The sequence below is a fragment of the Devosia sp. genome, from assembly GCF_024707125.1.
GTDB lineage: Bacteria > Pseudomonadota > Alphaproteobacteria > Rhizobiales > Devosiaceae > Devosia.
On record NZ_JANQAH010000003.1, the window covers coordinates 55,531 to 74,665 of the forward strand.

General features: G+C 61.8%; 20 protein-coding genes and 3 tRNA genes. 13 read left to right on the forward strand and 10 right to left on the reverse strand.

The genetic code is table 11. From position 1 onward, the window contains the following. Positions 1-5: 5 nt before the first annotated feature. A complete protein-coding gene (locus NVV77_RS01280) occupies positions 6-947 on the reverse strand; it encodes a carbohydrate ABC transporter permease (RefSeq protein ID WP_295409944.1) in 942 nt (313 codons plus the stop codon). 92 nt (positions 948-1,039) lie between these two features. Next, a complete protein-coding gene (locus NVV77_RS01285) occupies positions 1,040-2,281 on the reverse strand; it encodes an ABC transporter substrate-binding protein (protein WP_295409946.1) in 1,242 nt (413 codons plus the stop codon). Between the two features lie 234 nt (positions 2,282-2,515). Here NVV77_RS01285 and NVV77_RS01290 point away from each other — a divergent pair, with 234 nt between their 5' ends. From NVV77_RS01290 to NVV77_RS01305, 4 genes are all read left to right on the forward strand, one after another. Beyond that, positions 2,516-3,583: a LacI family DNA-binding transcriptional regulator gene (locus NVV77_RS01290; protein ID WP_295409949.1), complete on the forward strand. Its 1,068-nt coding sequence runs from the start codon at positions 2,516-2,518 to the stop codon at positions 3,581-3,583. Between the two features lie 50 nt (positions 3,584-3,633). Beyond that, positions 3,634-3,710 (forward strand) — tRNA-Arg (locus NVV77_RS01295). A gap of 208 nt (positions 3,711-3,918) precedes the next feature. Then, a complete protein-coding gene (locus tag NVV77_RS01300) occupies positions 3,919-4,242 on the forward strand; it encodes a hypothetical protein (protein ID WP_295409951.1) in 324 nt (107 codons plus the stop codon). A gap of 217 nt (positions 4,243-4,459) precedes the next feature. Beyond that, the gene (locus NVV77_RS01305; RefSeq protein ID WP_295409953.1) at positions 4,460-5,251 is read left to right on the forward strand and encodes an HAD hydrolase-like protein; all 792 of its coding nucleotides are present in this window, start codon (positions 4,460-4,462) and stop codon (positions 5,249-5,251) included. 49 nt (positions 5,252-5,300) lie between these two features. Here the strand turns inward: NVV77_RS01305 and NVV77_RS01310 are convergent, their stop codons facing one another. Next, complete coding sequence (locus NVV77_RS01310) at positions 5,301-5,765, reverse strand: helix-turn-helix transcriptional regulator (protein WP_295409955.1); 465 nt, start codon at positions 5,763-5,765, stop codon at positions 5,301-5,303. A 160-nt stretch (positions 5,766-5,925) separates the two neighbouring features. Here NVV77_RS01310 and NVV77_RS01315 point away from each other — a divergent pair, with 160 nt between their 5' ends. Further along, positions 5,926-6,615 carry a hemolysin III family protein gene (locus tag NVV77_RS01315; protein WP_295409957.1) on the forward strand — a complete coding sequence of 230 codons (690 nt, stop codon included), beginning with the start codon at positions 5,926-5,928 and terminating at the stop codon, positions 6,613-6,615. A gap of 4 nt (positions 6,616-6,619) precedes the next feature. On the opposite strand, the gene NVV77_RS01320 is transcribed toward NVV77_RS01315, so the two are convergent. Together NVV77_RS01320 and NVV77_RS01325 are read right to left on the reverse strand one after the other, a co-directional pair. Then, a complete protein-coding gene (locus tag NVV77_RS01320) occupies positions 6,620-7,078 on the reverse strand; it encodes a DUF192 domain-containing protein (RefSeq protein ID WP_295409959.1) in 459 nt (152 codons plus the stop codon). Positions 7,079-7,131: 53 nt separating this feature from the next. Continuing rightward, complete coding sequence (locus NVV77_RS01325; protein ID WP_084587561.1) at positions 7,132-7,755, reverse strand: cold-shock protein; 624 nt, start codon at positions 7,753-7,755, stop codon at positions 7,132-7,134. A gap of 187 nt (positions 7,756-7,942) precedes the next feature. On the opposite strand from NVV77_RS01325, the gene NVV77_RS01330 reads away from it, so the two are divergent. The 4 genes from NVV77_RS01330 (at position 7,943) to NVV77_RS01345 (ending at position 9,431) form a co-directional block, all read left to right on the forward strand. Then, a complete protein-coding gene (locus NVV77_RS01330) occupies positions 7,943-8,359 on the forward strand; it encodes a VOC family protein (RefSeq protein WP_295409963.1) in 417 nt (138 codons plus the stop codon). A 294-nt stretch (positions 8,360-8,653) separates the two neighbouring features. After that, positions 8,654-9,130, forward strand: coding sequence for a D-Ala-D-Ala carboxypeptidase family metallohydrolase (locus NVV77_RS01335; RefSeq protein WP_295409965.1), 477 nt, complete (start codon positions 8,654-8,656; stop codon positions 9,128-9,130). Positions 9,131-9,221: 91 nt separating this feature from the next. Beyond that, positions 9,222-9,296: transfer RNA gene (locus NVV77_RS01340), tRNA-Glu, on the forward strand. A 60-nt stretch (positions 9,297-9,356) separates the two neighbouring features. Next, a tRNA-Glu gene (locus tag NVV77_RS01345) sits at positions 9,357-9,431 on the forward strand. Positions 9,432-9,536: 105 nt separating this feature from the next. Here NVV77_RS01345 and NVV77_RS01350 read toward each other — a convergent pair. Continuing rightward, on the reverse strand, positions 9,537-10,400 hold the full coding sequence (locus tag NVV77_RS01350) for a DMT family transporter (protein WP_295409967.1): 864 nt from the start codon (positions 10,398-10,400) through the stop codon (positions 9,537-9,539). A gap of 83 nt (positions 10,401-10,483) precedes the next feature. On the opposite strand from NVV77_RS01350, the gene NVV77_RS01355 reads away from it, so the two are divergent. From NVV77_RS01355 to NVV77_RS01370, 4 genes are all read left to right on the forward strand, one after another. Continuing rightward, positions 10,484-11,893: a PLP-dependent aminotransferase family protein gene (locus NVV77_RS01355; RefSeq protein WP_295409969.1), complete on the forward strand. Its 1,410-nt coding sequence runs from the start codon at positions 10,484-10,486 to the stop codon at positions 11,891-11,893. A gap of 95 nt (positions 11,894-11,988) precedes the next feature. Beyond that, on the forward strand, positions 11,989-12,828 hold the full coding sequence (locus NVV77_RS01360; protein WP_295409971.1) for an alpha/beta fold hydrolase: 840 nt from the start codon (positions 11,989-11,991) through the stop codon (positions 12,826-12,828). 112 nt (positions 12,829-12,940) lie between these two features. After that, positions 12,941-13,606, forward strand: a complete 666-nt coding sequence (locus NVV77_RS01365) for a helix-turn-helix domain-containing protein (protein WP_295409973.1) — start codon at positions 12,941-12,943, stop codon at positions 13,604-13,606. 78 nt (positions 13,607-13,684) lie between these two features. Beyond that, entirely contained in the window at positions 13,685-14,806 is a 1,122-nt protein-coding gene (locus tag NVV77_RS01370) for an epoxide hydrolase family protein (protein ID WP_295409975.1), read from the forward strand. A 29-nt stretch (positions 14,807-14,835) separates the two neighbouring features. Here NVV77_RS01370 and NVV77_RS01375 read toward each other — a convergent pair whose 3' ends face one another. From NVV77_RS01375 to NVV77_RS01390, 4 genes are read right to left on the reverse strand one after another with little or no spacing between them, the layout of a single operon-like run. Next, positions 14,836-15,972, reverse strand: a complete 1,137-nt coding sequence (locus tag NVV77_RS01375; RefSeq protein ID WP_295409978.1) for an iron-containing alcohol dehydrogenase — start codon at positions 15,970-15,972, stop codon at positions 14,836-14,838. After that, the gene (locus NVV77_RS01380; protein ID WP_295409980.1) at positions 15,965-16,894 is read right to left on the reverse strand and encodes a dihydrodipicolinate synthase family protein; all 930 of its coding nucleotides are present in this window, start codon (positions 16,892-16,894) and stop codon (positions 15,965-15,967) included. Before NVV77_RS01380 ends, NVV77_RS01375 begins: the two co-directional genes overlap by 8 nt. Next, a complete protein-coding gene (gene pdxA, locus NVV77_RS01385) occupies positions 16,894-17,841 on the reverse strand; it encodes a 4-hydroxythreonine-4-phosphate dehydrogenase PdxA (RefSeq protein ID WP_295409982.1) in 948 nt (315 codons plus the stop codon). The genes NVV77_RS01380 and pdxA overlap by 1 nt, the downstream gene beginning before the upstream one ends. Then, positions 17,838-19,010, reverse strand: a complete 1,173-nt coding sequence (locus tag NVV77_RS01390; RefSeq protein ID WP_295409984.1) for an exo-alpha-sialidase — start codon at positions 19,008-19,010, stop codon at positions 17,838-17,840. The genes pdxA and NVV77_RS01390 overlap by 4 nt, the downstream gene beginning before the upstream one ends. Between the last annotated feature and the right edge of the window lie 125 nt (positions 19,011-19,135).

A 19,135-nucleotide genomic window follows, 5' to 3' on the forward strand; every position in this document is an offset into this window, starting at 1 on the left:
CTGGCTCATGTGCGTTTGCCCTTTCCGCCAAATTCGAGATAGGCCCACGGCACCATGATGATGAGAACCGTAAGCAGCATCATGGTGGCAGCGGCCAGACCCTGGCCGATATTGCCGCCCGAGAACATGTAGTTGAAGACGTACTTTGCCGGCACTTCCGAGGAGATACCCGGGCCGCCATTGGTGAGCGCCACCACGAGATCATAGAGACGGACAATGCCCGAGCCGAGGATCACGATGGCGGTGATGAGGACGCCGCGCATCATCGGAATGACGATGGACACATAGGTGCGCCAGGTCGGAATGCCATCGACGCGCGCGGCCTTCCAGACTTCTTCATCGACGCCACGCAGACCCGCGAGCATCAGCACCATGCAGAAGCCCGTACCGTGCCAGAGGCCGGCGATGAGCATTGCAAAGAGCACCATGCGCGGATTGGCGATCCAATCGAAGCTGAAGTTGCTCCAGCCCAGGTTGCGCAGGGTCCCCTGCAGACCCAGGGTGGGGTTCATGATCCACTGCCACACAAGGCCCGTCACGATGAACGAGAGGGCGAAGGGGTAGAGCATGATCGTGCGGAAAGCGCTTTCGAACCGGATCTTCTGGTCGATCAACACGGCGAGGATGAACCCGATCACCAGCGTGAAGACCAGCGACATGGCGCCGTAAGCGACGAGGTTTGTGACCGACACGTTCCAGCGCGAGGTCTGGAACAGACGCTCGTACTGGTCAAAGCCAACGAACTTGCCGGTCGGCAGGAGCTTGGAGTTCGTGAACGAGTAATACACCGTCCAGATGGTGCAGCCCACAAACACGACGAGCACCGTGGCCATCATCGGCAGCGCGGCGATCTTGGCGGGCAGGTTGTGAAACAGAATTCTTTTCAGCAGGCCGGGCCGATGGGCCGTCTCGGCGCCCGCCTCAAGGGGAACGGCAGTGTCCGCCATGTATCTCTCAAGAGGACGTGGTCGACCTTGTCGAGCAAGGCCGACCACGAGTTTCAAAGGCGGGAGCGGACTCCCGCCAGCGTAGCGAAGGATCAGTCAGCCGACTCGATGATCGAGGCGTAGCGCTCGACGTAGTCGTCAACGGTGATGCTGTCGTCGTCGAGGAACTCGATGTTGAGATCCTGGAGCTGCTGCTGGGTGTCGCTGGAGAGAGCGAAGTCACCGGACGGCAGCAGGCCGTTCTTCAGCAGACCAAGGGCCTTCTGCATGCACGGATTGGCAGCAGAGAGGTCGATGTCGGTGCGGATCGGCATGGAGCCCTTGACCAGGTTGAACTTCAGCTGGCCTTCCGGCGAGATGAGGATCTTGGCCAGTTCGGTCTGGGCGTCGATGACGGCCTGATCGGTGCCTTCGGGCAGAACCGGGAAGTAGAACGAGTCGCCGCCGCCGGTCAGCTGATCGCCGAGGCCGAGAGCCGGGAGACATTCGTAGTTTTCACCGGGAACGCCGCCAGCAACCTGAAGGTCGCCCTGCAGCCAGTCGCCGTGGATGTTGCCGGCAGCTTCGCCCTTAAGGAGCTGGGTGCCAACGTCACCGAAGGACGGGACCATCATTTCAGGCGAGATCACCTGACGGAGCGAGTCCATGGCTTCGGCAACCTTGCGGAATTCCGGCCCACGAACAGCTTCGCCCGACTTGTCGCGGTTGACCTGGAGAACCAGCTCGCTGCCGCCAATGCCCGACATCAGAACGCCCGGGACGCCCGAGATGGGCCAACCGGTGGCGAGACCGAACGGCAGAATGCCGGCTTCCTGGAGCTTCGGCCACGAAGCGACATACTCGTTCCAATCCTTCGGAACGGGCGTGCCGGCCTTTTCGTAGGCAGCGGTGGAGAGCCACAGCCAATCCCACGAGTGGATGTTGATCGGGAAGCAGTAGATCTTGCCGTCGTAGGTGCAGGGCTCGAGCAGGGACTGGTCGACATAGAAGCCGAGGCCGCCCATTTCTTCCACGATCGGGGTCAGGTCGCGAATGAGACCAGCCTGGATCAGTTCTTCGGCGTCACGGCCGGTGTTCATCTGGGTGGCGCCCATCGGGTCGCCGCCGATGATGCGGCTGATGATGACGGGGTTGGCGCCGGTGCCCGAACCAGCCAGGGCCGAGTCGACCCAGGTATTGCCGGTCTGCTCTTCGAAGAGCTTGGCGAATTCGGCGATGGCCGCGGCTTCACCAGCCGAGGTCCACCAGTGGGTCACTTCGAGATCGACGGCATATGCAGACGTCGAACCGAGCAGCGCGGTTGCCATAGCGGCAACCACTGCAAACTTCTTCATAGGAATGTCCTCCCAACGAACACGAGGGGCTATGTACCCCATTCATGCTGCCGACCTGCGGGTCCCCGTTTCCTCCAGACACCCCGACCGGCCGCGTGTAATCGATTGCATAACTAATCGAAACTGGTTGTGCAATCGATTTCAGGAGTTTCATACACGTCTTGCGGACCTGTCAAGATCGATTTAGACAGAATGCAATCCTGACAGCGAGAGGGGGCGCTGCCGGACGTGAGTATGGAAAGAAAAACACCGACAATTCAAGACGTTGCACGGTTTGCCAACGTCTCGACGGCCACGGTCAGCCGCGCCCTCTCCTCACCCGAAAAGGTGAGCGAGGGGACGCGTGCCCGTGTTTCCGAGGCCATTCGTGTAACCGGTTACACTCTCAATCAGGCAGGCCGCTCATTGCGACAGCGGTCGGCCAAAACCATCCTTGTCGCCCTGCCCGACATTAGGAATCCTTTCTTCTCTTCCATCCTCGATGCGATCGAGCGGGAGGCGGCGGCTCGTGGCTATGGCGTGCTCGTGCTGAACCTCTATTTCGGGCACGAGACCATCCGCCGGCTGCAGGATTTTCTGCTCTCGAACCGGGCCGACGGATTGCTGCTTCTGGATGGTTCGGTGGACACCCACCTGCTCCAGACGCTCGCCGGCCAAGCAGAGACCATTCCCATCGTCGTCGCCTGTGAGGAAATTCCGAATTCGGGGTTTCACACCGTACTCACCGACAATGTGGACGCGGCCGAACGGGCGACGCAGCATCTGCTCGATCTTGGCCATCGGCGGATCGGCCACCTGCTGGGGCCGGAGCACAATGTCGTGTCGCGCGAGCGGTTTGCTGGTTTTGCGAGGGCGCTGGCGGGCTCTGGCCTGGCGCCGGTGCCAGAGTGGAGTTTTCGAGGCAATTTCGACATGGAAAGTGGCTTTGCTGCCGCCGCGCGTTTCCTCTCGATGACCGAACGTCCCACAGCCATTTTCGCGGCCAATGACGAATCAGCCATAGGCTTTCTTTCCGGCTTGCGGCAGCACGGGATCATCTGTCCGCGGGACATTTCAGTCGTGGGGTTCGACGATCTTGGAGTGGCCCCGCACTATGTGCCGCCGCTGACCACGATGCGCCAGCCGCGCGAGGCGCTCGGCCGCATGGCGGCAGAGGCACTCATCGATCTCGTGGAAGACCCCGAGGCCCTCGGCATGCCGCTCAGGATCGTGCTGCGCTCAGAACTCGTCGTGCGCGAAAGCACGGCCAGAATTGCCCGCGATGGCACGGGCAAGACCCGATCCGATAACCATTCTTCTTGAAGCCGCAGGCATTTCTTTTTTCGCCAGATCAGCTAAAGGAAGGCGCGTGCGGTCCCGTAGCTCAGCTGGATAGAGCAGCAGCCTTCTAAGCTGAAGGTCACAGGTTCGAGTCCTGTCGGGATCGCCAGATTTCTTCCCGTTGGTTGCTTCTTTCTTTTTTGGGCAAGTCGCCTGACGAGGCATGCTTGCGTACCCACGACGCGAAAATTCGAGCCCTTTCAAGTTATTGTCGACCGCGACGGGCTCTCAAGTAGACTCGCTTTCATCGACTTGCGCCTACGTGAGCTTACCAAATAAAGTTCCCATGCGGAGGGCACCGCGTTTAGGGGACAATCATGCATAAAGCTTTGGCAGGCGCAGTGCTTGCTTTAACCGTCGTAGTCGTCGACGCCGCGGCTCTTGATCGCCGCGTGCGCATCAACAACGAAACCTCGTTTGACATCGTTCGATTCTACGCCTCGAACACGGGCACCAACTCGTGGGAGGAGGACATTCTCGGCGAGGACATCCTGCCGGCTGGCTATAGCGTCATGATCAATATCGACGATGGCAGCGGCTACTGCAAATATGACTTCCTGGCGGTGTTCGAGGATGGCGACCAGGTTCAAGCCTCCAACAAAAACGTCTGCGAACTGAGCGAATTCAGCTTCACCGAATAGACTCGCTGCCACGGCTACGCGACCCACAGGCGATCTACGTGCGGGGAATTCCTATCTGACTGAACGCTACCGGAATGGCGGGGAACCAACTACGTGTCCCCGCCTCTGGATACGTGGCTAAAGCCAGGGAATCCGCCCGCTTCAGGGCCTCAAAATCGGCCCTGAAGCGTCTCCATCGCGCCGATTGAGCACAAGCAATTGACTGCCTGGCAGGCACTTGGGGTTGTGCGCTTGGTTAAAATACGGCAAATTTGGGGACAATTTGGGGGATGCTACGCTGGATCCAAATCTGACGGCACCGACCATCGTACTGTTCGACCTCGATGGAACATTGGTTCATCACGTCAATCCGCGCGTCCTGCAGACGCTGGAATTTCTTGATGATTGTTCGCACCGGGCTGCGCGACTGGTGGCACGTTTCCGGCTGATGCGCCGGCAGTGCGTGGCCGCGCCGCACAAGTCGCCGAAGCTGCTCGTGCATCGTGCCATTCATCGCGTGCGCCGGAAATCGGTCGAGGAAATGCTGGTGCCCTGCGAGACCCTGCGGTCGGTGCTGGAGCGGCTGCGCGCCAATGGCGTGCTTCTCGCCGTGGTCAGCAACGGGCTTGGGCGCGGCTATGGGCATGATGTGCTGGAAGCCTTCGACCTCAAGAAATATTTCTCGGCCTGCGTGTTTCGCGAAGATGTCGGCCGCGGCAAGCCCTGGCCCGATTCGATCCTGGCGGCGCTGGCTGGCCTTGGCCGCGATGTGAGAGCGCGGGACGTCATCTGGTACGTGGGCGACCAGCGCAAGGATATCGATGCGGCGATGGCAGCAGCGGCTAGCCTCGCTCGCCCCATCGTGCCGATTGCCCTTGGCCCGCGTGCGGCCCTGAGAGCGGTCGACGGCGATTGTCCGAATCTTCAGATTGCTTGGTCGGCTCATGAGCTTGAGCGGGTCACGGCGGATCTGTTTGAGGTGCCGGAAGAAAGCACCGTGCTCGCCCCCTACCCTGTCGTATCCGCCTGACAAGCGAGGCGCGCCTCACGCGCCCGAGATATGTCTCGAGCGAGGCGCTCTAGAAATCAAAACCCATTTGGCTCGTTGAGGGTGCCGCTGGAGCCGGTGCCGGCACGGGCTCCCTGGCGGGCTTTTCGGCGCTGACGGCGGGTTTCTTCTTCGGCGCGCGGGCGGGCCTGGGGGCAACGGGCGCTTCAGCAACTACTGCGACGGGCGCTTCTTCGACAACCTCCTCCACTGCGGCTTCGGCCGAGCGAATGGTTTCGAGCCAGGTTCGCGCCGCATCGAGCTTGGCAGGCCGGAAGGCGTAGACGTTCTCGCGCCCCTTTTTCACCTCGGCAACGAGGCCTGCGGATTTGAGAACCCGCAAATGCCGTGAAATGGCCGGGCGGCTGATGGAGAAAGCCTCGGTCAGGACGTGGACCGGTGTGGGGGCCGCTTTCAGGATCTCCAGAATCCGGCACCTGGTGGTGTCGGCGAGGGCCGAATAGAGGGCAATCGGGGGTTTGGACTTTCTGCTCATGATGTGAGGCCTACGTAACTGAGGCGTTACAGGTCAAGCGAGCGAACCCTTTCTTCACCAGAAACGTTGGTGTCGCGTTGAGGATGACATCGGAATGCCGCGTAGAGGCAATAGATTGGTCACATCCTTCGCCGCAGTCTGGCGTCCAGGAGGAGTTGTCATGAGCTACGCAGCAGGTCCCAAATCCTATTCCTGGTGGAGCCGTGAGCAGCGGCCGTTCACGCCGGCCGAACTGATCGTCGATGCCGCTGTGCATATCCTGGGCCTCATTGTGGCGATTGCCGCGGGGTCAATCCTCCTGGCCATGACGGCGATGCATACGGCGCCGGAGGCTTTTCCGGCCCTGATCGTCTATGTTGCGACGCTGGTGGCCGTGTTGGGCATATCCCTGGCCTACAATATGTGGCCGATTTCGCCGATCAAACGGCACCTGGCGCGCTTTGACCAGGCAGCGATTTTCCTTTTTATTGCCGGGACTTATACGCCGTTCCTCGCCGTGATCGGCGGCACGCAGGCCGGTGCGATCATGATGAGTCTCGTCTGGGGCGCGTCGCTGGTCGGGGTGGCGCTGAAGCTGATTGTGCCGCAGCGTTTCGGGCGGCTGGCGATCCTGCTCTATCTCGCCATTGGCTGGAGCGGCATTGTTGTGTTTCAGGCGTTGGCGCAGGAATTGCCGAGTTCGACGCTGTGGCTATTGCTGGCCGGTGGCGTCACCTATTCGGCCGGAATCATTTTCCACCTTTGGGAAAAGCTCAAGTTCCAGAATGCCTTATGGCATGTCTTCGTGGTGGCGGGCGCCAGCCTGCACCTTTGGGCGGTGCTCGACTGCATGGTCATTCACCGCCTCTGAAGAGCTACTTGGCGGCGGTGATGCGGGGATGGGTCACGGTGTCGCCTGCTTCGATGCCGAGCTCGACGCTTCGGCCGCCCGGGATTTCCAGCACGAACTGAACGGGACCATCGGACGGGATGCCGGTGGGGTCGTGGGGCCTGGCGTTGACGTGGATGTTTTTCACCACGCCTTCCCCGGTGATGAACAGCATATCGAGCGGGATGAAGGTGTTGCGCATCCAGAACGAGACTTCCCGATCATCGAGGAAGTCGAAGAGCATGCCGGCGTCGGGAGCGAGTTCCTGCCGGTACATCAGGCCCTGAGCCCGGCTTTCGGCGGTGTCGACGATCTCGATATTGAAGGTGTGATCGCCGTCGGCGCTGTGGATCGTCAGCTTGGATTCGTCGCTGCAGGCGGCCAAAGGCAGGCTCACGGCAACTAGGGTCGCCGCGACAGCAAGTGCCCGGAATTGGTGCAACATTGGGTATGCCTTTGCTAGCAGACTGTTAGCATCGAGCTGGGCTCAGGCCTGGCTCAATGCGAAGACGGTGCGTCGCCCCAACCGTCGGGTCGAATTTCGGCGACCATAAGGCCCTTTGGACCATTGCCGTAGCGCACGAGCACGAACTGGCCGGGGCGCAATTCGGTGATGCCGAAACGGCGCAGGGTTTCCATGTGCACGAAAACATCGGGCGTACCCTCGCCGGCGGAGAGGAAGCCGAAGCCGCGAATGCGGTTGAACCACTTCACCTCGAGGCGGACCATGCCCGAACTGGGCTCGACCACGACATGGGTGCGCGGGCTCGGCATCTGGGCCGGGTGGCGGGCGGTGGACTCGTCCATCGAGACGATGCGGAAGGCCTGCAGGCCGCCGGGGCGATTGAGCGCCTCGACAACGATGCGGGCGCCCTCATAGGCGGTCTGGTAGCCGTCGCGGCGAAGACAGGTGACGTGGAGCAGGATGTCGGCCAGACCATTGTCCGGCACGATGAAGCCAAAACCCTTGCCGGCATCGAACCACTTGATGGTTCCGGCCACTTCGATGGTGTCAACAGCGGCCCCGTCCTGTCGCGCGGACAGGTTTTCGCGCTCACCAGCTTCGGTGTCGTGAGACGGATTCGTGGGATTTCCACTATCGCCGTTAATATTGGCCCCCATGCCGCAACGCCCTTTTGCAACTCCCGTGACCACGGGTACTCGACAATACCAACGCACTCTGTCCGATTCAGTCCCAAAAGTTAAGAAGGTGTTGCGAAATAGTTGTATGAGCCGGGCCCGGTTGTCGTTGCGGCCAGCGTCTGCGCTTGTTAGGCCGGTATCACGATCGTGCGAAAAGGAGGCAAAAATGAAATATCTGCACACGATGGTGCGCGTCACCGATGTCGAGGCGAGCCTCAAATTCTACTGCGACGGCCTCGGCCTTCAGGAGGTGCGGCGCACGGACAATGAAAAGGGCCGCTTCACCCTGATTTTCCTGCGCGCACCGGGCGACGAAGGCGGCGAAGTGGAACTGACCCATAACTGGGATCCGGAAGTTTACACTGGCGGCCGGAATTTTGGCCATCTCGCCTATCGCGTGAAGGATATTTACGCGCTTTGCCAGCACCTGCAGGACATGGGTGTGGTCATCAACCGCCCGCCGCGTGACGGGCACATGGCCTTTGTGCGCTCGCCGGACGGGATTTCAGTCGAACTGATTCAGGACGGCACCCTGCCCCCGCAGGAGCCCTGGGCTTCGATGCCGAATACCGGCAACTGGTAAGCAATTCCGGGAGCCCGAACTGCTCCCAACCATCCGAGCACGGCGTCATTCCCGCGAAAGCGGGAATCCCTTGCGCAGAAACAAAGATTCCCGCTTTCGCGGGAATGACGCCGTGTTCTTGAAATGCAGCGGCGGTTGGCCTGGAGGCGTGGCGCCCCCTTGGTCCGCCTTCACGATTCGCTAACCGTGCTGCTTAGCGCGCGGTTAGCGAAACCCTTCTAATTTTAGCGACTGAACCGTTCAGCCCATTGTGTGTGGTGCTTTTGCCACAGCGGGCAAATCGGGAAAGTTGCCATGCCCCATTTTCTTCGCTCTGTCCTCGCTATCGGCGCCGTCGTAACCACGCTGGCGGCCTGTGTACCCATGGCCATGTTCGCCAGTGGCAGCGGTTCGGGCTATTCGGGACTGAAGGCCGATTGGGGAACCTATGTTGCGTCCAGCACGGTCAATGCGTTCTGCCTGTCGCCGCAACTGCGATTCCTGATCTGGGAATTCGAGGGGCATTTCGGCAAGAAGGTGGTGATGCAATCGGGCTATCGCGACAACTATCACAATGCGGCTGCCGGGGGCGCCGACAACTCCTATCACACCAAATGCATGGCCGCGGACTTCTACATTCCGGGCGTCGACAAGAGCCGGCTGATCGAGTTCGCAATGCGCACTTCGGCCGTGGGCGGGCTCGGCTGTTATCCGGGCCGGAACTTCATTCATGTCGACGTTCGCGACCGCCCGCGCGGCTACAATCGTCCCGTCACCTTCTCAGGCTGTTGATAACTTTCGGCTTTTTGAAAAAAGTGCGAAATCTCGTTCGAGGGGGTTGCGCATCAGAAAAGCTCCCTCTATACGACACCCAGCGTTGAGCGCGCCCTTCGTCTATCGGTTAGGACGGCACCCTTTCACGGTGCAGAGAGGGGTTCGATTCCCCTAGGGCGTACCACGCTTCTCCCCCACATTGTGCCGGGAAAGCGGGTTGGCTCAGGCGCTCAACTCGGCTTAGGCGCCCATCGTCTAGCGGTCAGGACGACGCCCTCTCACGGCGTAAACAGGGGTTCGATTCCCCTTGGGCGTACCAGCACTTTCAAAGACTTGGCGCAGGCAGTGCGCTTCCTCTCAAGCACTATTCGAGCACGGAATCGCGCAGCGAATTTTTGCGCGAACCGGTTTCGTCCGCCCTCCCCTACTTTCCGAATCTTCGCGCGCCGGCGACGCAGGCGATTACCGCAAGGGTGACCAGCAACATTGCCGGTGTCACCGGCTCGTGCAGCAGGGTCGAGGCCAGTGCCAGGCCAAAGAATGGCTGCAATAGCTGGAGCTGGCCGACGGCGGCGATGCCGCCCTGAGCTAGGCCGCGGTACCAGAAGACGAACCCGACCAGCATGCTGAAGACAGACACGTAGCCCAGGCTCAACCAGGCCGGCGCTGCAATGCCCGACAGGTTTGATGGCCAATAGACCATGGTGAGAATCGCCATGATAGGCAGCGACAGCACCAGGGCCCAGGAAATGACCTGCCAGCCGCCCAGGGTACGCGACAGTTTCGCGCCCTCTGCGTAGCCCAGACCGCAGGCGATGATGGCGGCCAGCATGAGAGCATCGCCGAGCGGCGAGGCCGTCAGGCCCTGCGCGAAGGCGAAGCCGGCGACGAGCGCGCTGCCCAGAATCGAGAACAGCCAGAAGGCAGGCTTGGGCCGCTCGCCGCCGCGCAAGACCCCGAAGATCGCCGTGGACAGCGGCAAGAGCCCGACGAAAACGATCGAGTGAGCGGAAGTGATGTGCTGCAGCGCCAGTGCGGTCAGCAGCGGAAAGCCGACCACGACGCCCAGCGCCACGATCGCGAGGGACAACAAATCCTGCCTGCTTGGCCAACGTTCGCGGAAAATGAGGAGAAGGCCGAGCCCCAATGTGCCGGCTATGGCGGCGCGGGCGACCGTCAGGAATATGGGATCGAATGCCTGCACGGCGACACGCGTGGCCGGCAGCGAGCCGCTGAAAATGATGACGCCGACCAATCCATTGATCCAGCCACTTGTTGATCGGTCCATGACGCACTCCATTCGTTGGTGGCTTATGCGCGAGGGGAGTTGCCCGGGCCAGCTACGATCCAGTACAATTTGGCAGAACTGTTATGTTCGCTGGAGCAGTACGGATGAACCTTTCCCGGATCGAAACGGTCATGGCGGCAATCAGGCAGCGCATTGCGGGGCGCAGCCTGATCGCCGGGGAAAGGCTGCCCTCGGTTCGCAGCCTCGCCAAAACCATGGCTGTCTCGGTATCGACCGTGGTGGAGGCCTATGCGCGGCTCGTTGCAGAAGGGGCGATACAATCCCGACCCGGGGCCGGCTTCTACATTGCCAACCACGCGGCGCCGCTCGCCCTATCCGAGGTGGGGCCAAAGCTGGACCGGGTGGTAGACCCCTTCTGGGTGTCACGGCAGTCGCTTGAAGCCAATGATGCCGCGCTGAAGCCTGGATGCGGGTGGCTGCCGCCGTCGTGGCTGCCCGAAGATGCGATGCGTCGCGGATTGCGAACGCTGTCGCGAAGCGATGGTCTGGCACTGTCTGAATATGGCACCCCGCTCGGCCTGCCGGCGCTGCGGCAGCTCATATCCCGGCGCCTCGCGGACCACGGGGTGGAGGCGGCGCCGGACCAGATCATGTTGACGGAAAGCGGCACCCAGGCCATCGACCTCTTGTGCCGGTTCCTGCTGGAGCCGGGCGATACCGTGTTGATCGACGACCCGTGCTATTTCAACTTCCAGGCGCTGCTGCGCGCGCATCGGGCGCATCTGGTCAGCGTGCCCTATACGCCGAATGGACCCGACACCGAGGCCTTTGCCGCTGTGCTCGCCGAGCACAAGCCTAGGCTCTACATCACCAATTCCGGCATTCACAATCCGACCGGTGCGACGCTGTCGCCCGTGGTGGCCCATCGGGTGCTCAAGCTGGCGGAACTTCATGGTCTGACTGTCATCGAAGACGACATTTTTGCCGATTTCGAAATCAACCCTGCCCCGCGTCTGGCGGCTTTTGATGGCCTCGACCGGGTTATTCAGATCGGCAGCTTTTCCAAGACCCTTTCGGCGGCGGCGCGGTGTGGATTCATTGCGGCTAGGCCGGAATGGATCGAGGGGCTGACGGACCTCAAGATTGCCACCAGTTTTGGGGGTGGGCGGCTTAATGCCGAACTGGTGCTGAACGTTTTGAGCGACGGCGGATATCGCAAGCATCTGGATGGCCTGCGCGGCCGGTTGGCGAAGGCACGGCGCGATATTGGCGAGAAGCTGCGTCGTCTGGGGATCGAACCATGGATCGAGCCGCAGGCCGGCATGTTCCTGTGGTGCACATTGCCCGATGAGCTCGATGCCGCGGATATCTCGCGTGCAGCATTGGCGCATAATGTCGTGCTGGCACCGGGAAACGCCTTCAGCCTGGCCCAGGACGCAAAAAGCTATCTCCGCTTCAATGTTTCCCAATCGGGCGACGAGCGGATTTTTGACGTGCTCAGCGCCGAAATGAAAAAACCGCCACCAAAGTAGCGGCGCAAGGTTGTCGGATTTCTTCAATCCGGCGCGGTGCCCAGCGGCTAGAACAACAGCATCAACCTCTGGAAATGCCAACAAGGAGAATGTCGATGTCGTTTCTTCGTATCACCACCAAGGCCGTCGTTGTTCCGCTCGTTTTCGCGCTTGCTGCCGGTGCCTCTCAAGGCGCCGAGACGGTTGTTGACCTTCCCAATGGGATAGTGGGCACGCTGGCCGTGCCGGAGGACGGCGCCAATGGCCCGGCGGTCGTGATGCTGCACGGTTTTGGCAGTTCGCGCGACGAAGTTGGCGGCCTCTTTGCCATGCAGGCCGAAGCGCTCGCGGCCGAGGGGATCGCCTCGCTCCGAATCGACTTCCGCGGCTATGGCGAAAGCAGTGGCGACATGGCCGACACGACGCTTGAAGGGCTGGTTGCCGATGCCGCGGCGGCCCGCAGCTATCTTGCCGAGGTCGATGGCGTGGACGCTGCCCGTATAGGCGTCATCGGCTACAGTTTTGGGGCGGCCGTTGCCATGCTCGAACCGGATGATTTCGCTTCGGTCGTCGTTTGGGGCCAGATGGGGGACCTGCAGGCCGAGTTCCACGAATTCCTCGGCCAGGATTTTTATGACAAGGCCAAGGCCGAGGGCGTTGCGAGCCTCGATCTCGGTTGGAGGGTGATTTCCCTCAAGCAGGAATTTCTCGATAGCGTTGCGCAGCATGACCTCGCGGATAGGTTTGCAGGCTATGCGGGACCATTCCTGACCATTGCCGGCGAGAGCGATCCGGCGAGCGGCTATTTTGAACAATATGTGGGCCTTGCGGCGGGCAAGACCGAGGCGCTGGTCATTCCCGGGACAGATCACATGCTGGGGGTCTTCAGCGATGAGCCCGAGATCGGCCGGCCGGTGATCGACAAGACCACAGCGTGGCTGAAAGAGACGCTGTAACTCAATCAAGCAGAACGGATGGCCGGGCCAGCGCCCGGCCTCTTTGCTTGCTGATTGCACAAATTGCCAAACCCGGTCAGATTGCCCGAACGCAACTCGGGCGAACGCGGGCATGCATACTGTCGTAAAACTCGATGGCTGGTCGTCGCCGGTGGTGCAGGCGGTGACGCACACCACTTTCAACAGCGATGGCAGCACGTTGATGCAGCCGGACGGCTGCTGGGATTTTGCGATCCTGAAATCGGCAGCCGGCACGACGGTGCTGCGGACCGGCCTGACGACGTCGGCGGTGACGCACCAGTTTTCGGCGGGTGATGAGATCCTGTCGATTGCCTTCAAGCCGAGCAGTTTTATGTCGCTCATGCCGGGCGAAAGGATGCGCGACGAGGGTGTCGTGTTGTCCAATATCGGCCGTGATCGCTTTTCGTTGGGCAGTGACGTTCTTGAGATCCCGACCTTTGAGACCGTGGACAGGTTCGTTGCCAAGCTGATCAGCAGTGGCATTGTCGAGGACAATAATCTCGTCGCGTCCGTCGTTTCCGGCCATCCCATGGCCATGTCGGAGCGGACGATGCAGCGGCATTTTCTGAGGACGACCGGGCTCACCTACAAGGCCTTTACGCAGATCGAGCGGGCCCAGAAGGCGCTGGGCCTGTTGCAGCAGGGGTGCCCGGCCGCCGATGTCGCCTTTGCGCTCGGCTATGCGGATCAGCCGCACATGATCCGCTCGGTAAAAGCGATCATGGGACTCACGCCTGGGCAAATTGCCACCCGGTAGATTGTCGGAAATCTTCAATCCTGCGGACGGCCCGCTGGCTAGAAAGGATGCACTTTCACCCCAGCAAGGACGCAGCAAATGACCGATATTCGCCCCTTCAAGATCGCCATTCCGGAAGCCCGGCTGACCGACCTGCAGCAGCGGCTGGCCAATACCATTCTCGCCAGCGAAGCCCCCGGAGCGGGCTGGAGTGCCGGGCCTACCGCCGGCTTTGTGACCGGGATGATCGACCGCCTGCGCAATGGTTTCGATTGGCGTGCGCAGGAGACTGTGATCAACCAGCATCCGCAGTTCATCACCGAGATCGATGGGCAGACCATCCACTTTCTGCATGTGAAGGCCGGGACGGCCGATGCGATGCCGCTTTTGTTGCTGCATGGCTGGCCGGGCTCGTTTGTCGAATTTCTGGACGCTATCGCGCCGCTCACTGCGGCGGGGTTCGATCTGGTTATTCCCTCCCTGCCCGGTTTTGGTTTTTCCGGGCCGACCCGTGAGGCCGGATGGAATGATGGCCGCATCGCTGCGGCTTTGCTCGAGCTGATGTCGCGGCTGGGTTACCGGCGTTTTGGTGTGCAGGGTGGCGATGCGGGGGCGGTGATTGCGCCTGCTATTGCTCGGGCGGCGCCGGATCGTGTGATCGGTGTGCATGTCAATGCCGCGACCATGGGGTTCATTCCGATGGGGCCGATCGAGCCGGAGGATATCGCTACGTTCAGCGATGCTGAAAAAGTGAGGCTGCAGCGGTTGCAGCAGTTCGTGGCGGAGCGCTTTGGGTTCAACGCGCTGCAATCGAGCCGGCCGCAGACCGTGGCTTACGGGATTTCGGACTCGCCGGCGGGGCTCATTGCCTGGCTGGGCGATATGTTCGCGGGTTTTGGCGACAGCCCCGATGCGATTGCCCGGGACCAGTTCCTGACCAATGTGCTGGTCTACTGGTTCACGGGCACCGCGGCGTCGTCGATCCGGCTCTACTACGACAATGCGCATGATCCCGAGGCCTGGAATCCGAAGCCTAATTCGGGCGTGCCGACCGGGGTTGCGGTGTTTGGGCGGGATGAAGTGGCGATACGGCGCTTTTCCGAAGACGGCAATACCATCGTGCGCTGGAATGAACTCGACAGCGGCGGCCATTTCGCGGCGCTGGAAGTGCCGCAGGTGTGGGCCGCGGAGGTTGCGGCCTTCTTTGGTAGCCTCAAGTAAAGTGGGGGTGGCGGCACGAGCCGCCACCTTCAATAGGCGTTCTGGTAGATCGCGAGAATATCCGACAGGCCCAGAGTACGGGGGTTGTTGTCGATCAGGCGCTTGATGGCGAAAGCCTCTTCGGCCCAGATCGGGAAATCTTCCGCTTTGGCGCCGTGGCGCGAGAGCTGCATTTCAACTCCGAGATCCCGACACCAATTGAGCGCGCTGGCGAGGACGATGCGTTCGTCGGCATGGGCGGGAAGGCCGAGGGCGGCGAGAACAGCCGCAGTCTTTTCAGGCCGGGTCGTCGTGTTGAAGGCGAGGACGTGCGGAAAGACGATCGCATTGGCGAGGCCATGCGGGAGTTTCAGGCGGGTGCCGAGGGGATAGGCCAGAGCATGGCCGCCGGCGGTGTTCACCGGGCCGAGGCAGATGCCGCCATAGTAGGAGGCGAGCATCATGCCGGCTCGGGCTTCGGTGTCGGAACCGTTGGCGACGGCGCGGGCGAGGTATTTTCCTACCAGCTCGATGCCGAGGGTGGCGTAGCCGTCGATCAGCGGGTGCGACTTGATGTTGGTGAAGGATTCAACGCAATGCGCCAATGCGTCGATGCCGGTCGCGGCGGTGACAGCGGCAGGGACCGAGTAGGTCAGCTCGGGGTCCAGCACCACGATATCGGCCAGCATGTGCCGGCTTTCGATGGCGAGTTTTGCCAGAGTTTCGGGATTGGTGACGAGGGAGCGGATGCCCGCTTCGGAACCTGTGCCGGAGGTGGTGGGCACCTGGGCGAGCGCGGTGCGGCGACCAGAAACCTTATTGACGCCGACGACGTCGAGAATGGACTGTTCGCTATCCCAGAGAACGGCGACGAGCTTGGCGACGTCCATGACCGAGCCACCGCCGAGGCCGATCACGAGATCGGGCTTGAAGGCGCGGGCGGCGGCGAGGACGGTTTCGAAGGCCGGCAGATCGGGCTCGGGCGGGATATCGACGAAGGTTTCGATCGTGCCCTTGAGGCCGATGCGCGAAGCGAAGCCGACGGTGGGCGCCATGGCGACGACGAAGATGCGGCTAAAACCATCAGCCCATTCGGCGAGGCGCGAGACGGCGCCGGCACCGATTTCGAGACGCGATGGCTGCAGCAGGGTGATCGGCCGCGCCATGGAGAGAACGTTCTCAGACATTTTCTTGCGCCTCCAGCTCGGCCATCTTGGCCCAGACGGTGTCGAGCTCGGCCGGGGTCAGGTCGACCAGCGGCGGGCGGACGCGGGTCCAGCCGGCGTGGTTGCGGCGCTTGGCGAGCATGGCCTTGATGGTGGGAAGCTGCACATAGGCATTGGAGAGGTCGCGCCAGGCGTTGATGCGGGCCTGGGCGGCATCGACCTTGTCGCTCTGGGTGTCGTCGAACCAGTTGTCGAAGACGACGCGCAGGTGCTTGCCAATGAGATTGGAACTGGAGGTGATGCACCCTGCCCCGCCCGAGCGCAGCAGCGGCAGCATGAAGGGGTCGGCGCCGGCAAGGACGGAGAAATCCTGGAAGGCCGAGGCGAAGGCCTGCATGCTTTCGATCTTGCCAGAAGAATCCTTCACGCCGACGATAGTGCCGGGGAAGGTCTCGCGCAGGCGCGCGGTCAGTTCGAGCGAGATGCCGACCTGGGCGATGGGCGGGATGTGGTAGAGAATGACGCGCAGGTCATTGCTGCCGACGCCTTCGATGAGTTCGGCGTAGAAGTGGAAGAGGCCCTCGTCGCTGACACCCTTGTAATAGAAGGGCGGCAGGACGACGCAGGCTTTTACGCCGGCTTCGACGGCATGCTTTACGAGTGTGATGCTGTCGGGAACGTTGGTCTGCGAGGTGCCGGGGAGAAGGCGCTGCGGGTCGATGCCCGAGGCGATGACATTTTCAAGCAGTTGCTGGCGCTGGGCGATGCTGAAGGAATTGGCTTCGCCGGTGGTGCCGAGGAGAGCCACGCCATCACAGCCCTCTTCGATGAGCGCCTTGCAGTGCGCGGCGAAGGTGGCGTGATCGGGCGAGCCGTCTTCGAGGACGGGCGTCGCGGAGGCGCAGAAGACGCCGGAGACAGGGAGTTTTGTGGCCGGATTCATCACTTCTTCCCCGAAACGAGCCGCCGCGCATAGGCGATGGCGGACTTCATGTTGACGTGGTTGGCCTTGCCGGTGCCGGCAATGTCGAAGGCGGTGCCGTGATCGACCGAGGTGCGGTCGATGGGCAGGCCGAGCGAGACGTTGACGGCGGTATCGAAGGCAACGAGCTTGATCGGGATGTGGCCCTGATCGTGATACTGGGCGACGACGAGATCGAAGGCGCCGGTATAGGCACGGTGATAGACCGTGTCGGCCGAGATGGGGCCGACGACATTGATGCCTTCTGCCTTGGCCATGGCGACGGCAGGGACGACCTGCAAGTCATCCTCGTTGCCGAAGAGGCCGCTTTCGCCGCAGTGCGGATTGATGCCGGCGACGGCGATGCGCGGGTTTTCGTAGCCGATGCGCTTGAGGTGCTCGTTGCCGGTGCGAATGGTCGCGAGGATGCGTTCGGGCGTGGCGCGGTCGATGGCGGTCTTCAGCGACACATGGGTCGAGACGTGGATGACCTTGAGCCGTTCGGAGCCGAGCAACATCCAGGCCGTTTTCTGGCCGGTCAGATGCGCCAGCATGCCGGTGTGGCCGTCGTAGTGATGACCGGCGAGGTTCAGCGCTTCCTTGTTGATCGGGGCGGTGACGATGCAGCCGATATTGCCGGCTTCGGAATCGCGGACCGCCTTTTCGATGAAGCGGAAAGCGGCGTCGCCACCGCGCGGATCGAGTTTGCCCCAGGGAAGTGGACCGCCTTCAATAGGGAGATCAACGACCACGGCGTCGAGATCGAGCGTGGCGCCGACGGCGTCGCGGGCTTTCTCGAGGGTTTCGCGATTGCCATAGATGCGGGTGCGGGCGCGTTCGTCGGCGCTCATTTCCGCGACGGCCTTGACCGAAATCTCGGGGCCGACGCCAGCCGGGTCGCCCATGGTAATGCCGATGATGTCGCTCACGAGTGTTCTCCGTCGATCCATCCCACGGGGAGACGGACATATTTGATGGCGCGCCGGAAGTAGGTGTAGGCGACGTGCAATGCGCCGTCCTCGCCTTCCAGCAGATAGGGATAGGATAGTTCCTTGTTCCGCCCGTCGACGGAATTGTTGGAAAGGCAGGTGCCGGGGCTATCGTCGACGATGCGGCGCAGTGGCCAGGTCTTGCCGCCGTCGCTCGATACGCAAAGCGTCATCGGCGCGCGGGGCACGCCCCAGATCGGCGCACAGCCGCCGGAGGCATCAGGGCGATCATCGCCCTCTTCGATTTCATCATAGAGCGACACGCGACGGTCGGACGAGGTTGCGGCCGAGGTCGGGTTGCAGAGCATGGCCAGACGCCCATCGGCGAGGCGGATGACGTTGATCGAGGAATTGTTGTTGGGCACATCTGTCGGCGCGGGCGCGGACCAGGTGAGACCACCATCGAGGCTTTCCGAGCGATGGACGAAATCGGACTGGCGGCGGCGGTAGAAGGCGACGAAATGGTCTCCATCGAGCGGTACGATGGTCATGTGGACCGAGCCGATCGAACCGGGAACCTCGGACATGGTCCAGGTCTGGCCTTCGTCATGGCTGATCGCCACCGCGGCGGTGTCGTGGCTGCCATTCCAGCGCTGGCCGGGACGGGAGATGCAGCGGAAAATCGGCATCATCCAGGCGCCATCGTTGCGCTTGATGAAGCGGCCGCGGATGAAGCTGCCGAGCGGCAGGTCGATCGTGCGCGGTTCATCGCCGGACAGGGTGCCATCGGAGACGGAGATCGTGCGGGCGCGCAGGAGGCATTCGTCCTGATTGCCCGAAGGCTGGGCCGTGTGAAAGAGCTGCCACTGGCCGAGGCCGTTGCGCCAGAGAACCGGGTTCTGCTCGGAGCGATCGGGGTCATGGCTGAGGCGCACTGAAGGGCCCCAGCTCTCGGCGCCTGATTTCAGCGTCGTGGCATAGATGGAAATATCCGACTTGCCTTCGAGCGTGCCGCCGAACCAGAGGCAGGCGAGCGTGCCGTCGTCCAGACGTTCAATGAAGGCGGCATGATTCTGCACCATGGGAGAGGGCAAATAAGCCTCGATCCGCCCATCGGCACCCGCCACTAAACGACCATCCATACGGGCCGCAATTTCCTCCGGCGACATAGCTCTCCCCTTCGTTTGGTTGCGCCAAACTCCACACCTTCACACATGTTGTCAAGTTTATGTTTGGTCAATTTCACAACACCAGACAACACGAGTTCATTTTTTATATCGTATTTTCAATGCGT

Coding starts and splice junctions, on each gene's coding strand:
- NVV77_RS01280 (WP_295409944.1), bottom strand. CDS start 947: ATGGCGGACACTGCCGTTCCCCTTGAGGCGGGCGCCGAGACGGCCCAT.
- NVV77_RS01285 (WP_295409946.1), bottom strand. CDS start 2,281: ATGAAGAAGTTTGCAGTGGTTGCCGCTATGGCAACCGCGCTGCTCGGT.
- NVV77_RS01290 (WP_295409949.1), top strand. CDS start 2,516: ATGGAAAGAAAAACACCGACAATTCAAGACGTTGCACGGTTTGCCAAC.
- NVV77_RS01300 (WP_295409951.1), top strand. CDS start 3,919: ATGCATAAAGCTTTGGCAGGCGCAGTGCTTGCTTTAACCGTCGTAGTC.
- NVV77_RS01310 (WP_295409955.1), bottom strand. CDS start 5,765: ATGAGCAGAAAGTCCAAACCCCCGATTGCCCTCTATTCGGCCCTCGCC.
- NVV77_RS01315 (WP_295409957.1), top strand. CDS start 5,926: ATGAGCTACGCAGCAGGTCCCAAATCCTATTCCTGGTGGAGCCGTGAG.
- NVV77_RS01320 (WP_295409959.1), bottom strand. CDS start 7,078: ATGTTGCACCAATTCCGGGCACTTGCTGTCGCGGCGACCCTAGTTGCC.
- NVV77_RS01325 (WP_084587561.1), bottom strand. CDS start 7,755: ATGGGGGCCAATATTAACGGCGATAGTGGAAATCCCACGAATCCGTCT.
- NVV77_RS01330 (WP_295409963.1), top strand. CDS start 7,943: ATGAAATATCTGCACACGATGGTGCGCGTCACCGATGTCGAGGCGAGC.
- NVV77_RS01335 (WP_295409965.1), top strand. CDS start 8,654: ATGCCCCATTTTCTTCGCTCTGTCCTCGCTATCGGCGCCGTCGTAACC.
- NVV77_RS01350 (WP_295409967.1), bottom strand. CDS start 10,400: ATGGACCGATCAACAAGTGGCTGGATCAATGGATTGGTCGGCGTCATC.
- NVV77_RS01355 (WP_295409969.1), top strand. CDS start 10,484: ATGTTCGCTGGAGCAGTACGGATGAACCTTTCCCGGATCGAAACGGTC.
- NVV77_RS01360 (WP_295409971.1), top strand. CDS start 11,989: ATGTCGTTTCTTCGTATCACCACCAAGGCCGTCGTTGTTCCGCTCGTT.
- NVV77_RS01365 (WP_295409973.1), top strand. CDS start 12,941: ATGCATACTGTCGTAAAACTCGATGGCTGGTCGTCGCCGGTGGTGCAG.
- NVV77_RS01370 (WP_295409975.1), top strand. CDS start 13,685: ATGACCGATATTCGCCCCTTCAAGATCGCCATTCCGGAAGCCCGGCTG.
- NVV77_RS01375 (WP_295409978.1), bottom strand. CDS start 15,972: ATGTCTGAGAACGTTCTCTCCATGGCGCGGCCGATCACCCTGCTGCAG.
- NVV77_RS01380 (WP_295409980.1), bottom strand. CDS start 16,894: ATGAATCCGGCCACAAAACTCCCTGTCTCCGGCGTCTTCTGCGCCTCC.
- NVV77_RS01390 (WP_295409984.1), bottom strand. CDS start 19,010: ATGTCGCCGGAGGAAATTGCGGCCCGTATGGATGGTCGTTTAGTGGCG.